Origin of the sequence: Eubacterium sp. ER2, from assembly GCF_000765215.1 — a bacterium.
GTDB lineage: Bacteria > Bacillota > Clostridia > Lachnospirales > Lachnospiraceae > Claveliimonas > Claveliimonas intestinigallinarum.
In genome coordinates this window covers 1-3,236 of sequence record NZ_JPJE01000072.1, presented here as the reverse complement: position 1 = coordinate 3,236, position 3,236 = coordinate 1, and the positions used below count along the sequence as shown (strand labels likewise).

General features: G+C 41.7%; 3 protein-coding genes. All 3 read right to left on the bottom strand.

From position 1 onward, the window contains the following. Window positions 1-87: 87 nt before the first annotated feature. The 3 genes from NI21_RS0115745 to NI21_RS0115735 are packed head-to-tail and all read right to left on the bottom strand — an operon-like array spanning window position 88 to window position 3,137. Window positions 88-915, bottom strand: a complete 828-nt coding sequence (locus NI21_RS0115745; RefSeq protein WP_033127160.1) for a carbohydrate ABC transporter permease — start codon at window positions 913-915, stop codon at window positions 88-90. After that, entirely contained in the window at window positions 912-1,835 is a 924-nt protein-coding gene (locus tag NI21_RS0115740) for a carbohydrate ABC transporter permease (RefSeq protein ID WP_033127159.1), read from the bottom strand. Before NI21_RS0115740 ends, NI21_RS0115745 begins: the two co-directional genes overlap by 4 nt. Window positions 1,836-1,844: 9 nt before the next feature. Further along, on the bottom strand, window positions 1,845-3,137 hold the full coding sequence (locus NI21_RS0115735) for an ABC transporter substrate-binding protein (protein WP_033127158.1): 1,293 nt from the start codon (window positions 3,135-3,137) through the stop codon (window positions 1,845-1,847). Between the last annotated feature and the right edge of the window lie 99 nt (window positions 3,138-3,236).

Here is a 3,236-nt window from a genome sequence, read left to right as displayed (position 1 = left end):
TTTTGTCGCAGGCCTATTTGTTGTACCCTTTTTTATCTGTTTTCATTGAAATCTTTTTTTATCACCTCTTGACATATCACCAAATTGCTATCCTTTGGTAGCGCCTGCAGTCATTCCTGCAGTCACCCATTTATTTAGGGCAAAATAGATAATAAGCGGCGGAAGTATAGAAATTGCAATTGCCGCAAATGTAGCTCCCCAATCTACATTTCCAAATGCCCCTACATAATCTTTCAATCCCATGGCCACTGTTTTGGCGGAATTTTCACTGACAAACGTATTGGCAAATATAAAATCATTCCATATCAATATACTGTACATTGATGCGATAGTAATCACAGTATTTCTCGCCAGCGGAAATACAATCTGGATAAAAGTGCGGAATGGGGAGCATCCGTCTACAATAGCAGCTTCAATCAGTTCATCCGGCACAAACTCATAGAAACTTACAAACATCATGACTGAAAGCGGTAACGCAAACCCTACCTGCGGCAAAATAAGAGCAAAGCTTGTATTCAATATCCCCATTTTGCTATAAAAGATAAACAGCGGAATAAGTGTAATCTGCACTGGAATCATAATGCCAAAAGTAAAGAAAGAATAAACTTTTCTTCTTCCCCGTACCCTGAACTTAGAAAGAGCATATCCGGCTGTTGCGCTCAAAACAATAATAAGAAGCAGAGAAATTCCTGTCACCTTCAAGCTATTCCACATATAAGTTCCGATGTTTCCATCTCCGAGTACTTTGGCAAAATTCTCAAAAGTAATAGTTTTTGGCAGAGCAAACGGCTGACTTGATAGCTCGACGGTCGGTTTTATACTCGCAATAAATAGCCAAATAACCGGATAGATCTGGACGATCAAGAAAGCCAGGATCACTAGGACAAACGCTATCTTCATCACTTTCTTTTTCATTTATCCTTCCTCCTTCTCTTCTCTCTTTTCATCCTCCTGGCCTCTTTTTCCTCTTCTGTCATAAAAATCTTACGAAGAATAAACACTACCAGAATACTTTCCACTATTATGAATACTGCCAGAGCACTTCCATAGCCATATTGATTACTTGAAAACGCTTTTTTGTACATGTAAGTCGACATCAGTTCACTGGCATTCCCAGGTCCACCATTTGTCAGCAGATACGGTATATCAAATCCCCGCAGAGCCCCTGTCAGACACATAGTTAACGTCAGCAGGATGATATCCTTGATCAACGGCAGTTTGATACGGAAAAAAATCTGGAATTCAGTCGCTCCATCTACTTTAGCCGCTTCATACACTGACGGATCCAGCGAGACAAGCGCTGCGTAAAAAATCACCATATACATTCCGGTAAATCTCCATCCCTCCGGTATGGAAACTGCCGCCAATGCTGTACTTACATTTGCCAGCCAGGATGTAACCAGATTCTCCAGGCCAATAGCCTGGAGAAATTGGTTTATAAGTCCCATAGGTTCCGTGGAATACATACTTCTGAAAAGCTGACCAATGGCTACAGTCGTAACAATGCACGGCACATAATACAATGTCTTGATCAGCGTCACGTGTTTGGTCATGTAGGTGAGCATAACGGCAAACAAAAGGCCGATTCCAAGCTGCATAGCCACAACAATCACGAGATAGATCAGATTATTTAAAAATGCTGTGTAAAACACTTTATCATGGAACATCTGAATATAATTATTCAGTCCGACAAAGGTTTTCTCGCCGATACCGCCCCACTCCATAAAGCTTAACCGGATAGATTCTTCTATTGGATAGAAGACTGCAAATATATAGAATAGCAGACCCGGCAACAAAAATGCCAAAAAAGCTTTTCTACTTCTTATGACGCCCATCTTTCCCTCCTATTTTGCGTTTTGCGCAATCGAATCATCAATCATAGTACAGAAGTCATCCACAGACATATCGCCGGAAGCTAACAAAAGAAGATTATCCTGCATAACTGTATTCGTATCCGAATCCAGATAAGTATCCCATGGCTTCAAAAAGTTTTCTCCTGTATTTTCCATATCGTCCCTAATACGCAGATAAAGATCTGAAAATTCCACATCATCAGGCAAATCTGTTTTAATAGGTGACATCTGCTGCTTACCAGCATAGAGTTTTCCGTAATTATCAATTACGTAAAGAACAAAGTCTTTTGTTTTCTCATCAAAGGTTTCCGCATTAAAAGCCATTCCAATTCCGGAATTCACACAAAACTCATTTTCTTTGGTCGTTGCATCATCAGTCATAGGCAGGTAGAAGTAGTCAATTTTCCCCTGCTCATACGCATCCTGCATAGCTGCAATCTCCCAATCACCTATATAGTACATTGCTGATTTTCCATCCAGGAACATTGACTGGGCCGTAGCATAGTCTGTGGCTCCAAATCCTTCGTTAAAATACTGTCCCATCTCCTGAACAAACTCCGCAGCTTTTTTCCCGGTTTCGCTGCTCATTTTCTCTTTTCCATCTCTCAGGTTAATGATAAACTCATTTCCCGTCTCACGGAAAGGAAGCATTGCAAGATATCTCTGCACCGGCCATCTATCCACTCCATCTACAGATATAGGAGTAATTCCATTCTCACTCAGTGTTCTGCACACCTGCAGCCACTCATCCATTGTTTTGGGCGGTGTAAGGTTATACTGATCAAAGATTTCCTTATTGTACCATGTCATTTCCACATGATACTCTAATGGGAGCGTATACATGGATCCATCTGTAAACTCCTGATATTTCAGTGCGGTAGGATAATAATCATCGTATTTGCCATTATCCTCAAGGAATTTCTTCACATCCACCAGCATCCCCTGGTCTACAAGCTCCTGACAGTAAGGATCTGCATCGATGTCTATGATGTCCGGCATATTGTCTCCAGCTATCAGCGTACGCAGTTTTTGAAGATAAGATGGGCGATCCGCAGTTGTCTCAATATTTATCTTCCATTTTCCGCCCTGCTCCTCACTGTAGTCGTCCGCAATCTGTCTCATCACCTGATCGATCGCTCCATCTACCGGTCTGGAGGTCATCCATGTAACTGTTGTAACACCATCCTCTTCAGCACTGTTTTCTTCTTTCGTCGAGCCACATCCTGCCGCCAAACCTGTCACCATTCCGAGTACCAATACTATACTTACAAGTCTCTTTTTCATTCTTCTCCTCCTCGTATAATAAGCCTGTACCCCAGATATACAGGGGTGGGATTATTCACTTTTAATGGTATAGAGGAGTCATCCCTCCGGAGGTTCTCT

Bases quoted from the DNA above. Each gene is read 5' to 3' on its own strand.
- NI21_RS0115740 (WP_033127159.1), bottom strand. From the start codon at position 1,835: ATGGGCGTCATAAGAAGTAGAAAAGCTTTTTTGGCATTTTTGTTGCCG.
- NI21_RS0115735 (WP_033127158.1), bottom strand. From the start codon at position 3,137: ATGAAAAAGAGACTTGTAAGTATAGTATTGGTACTCGGAATGGTGACA.
- NI21_RS0115745 (WP_033127160.1), bottom strand. From the start codon at position 915: ATGAAAAAGAAAGTGATGAAGATAGCGTTTGTCCTAGTGATCCTGGCT.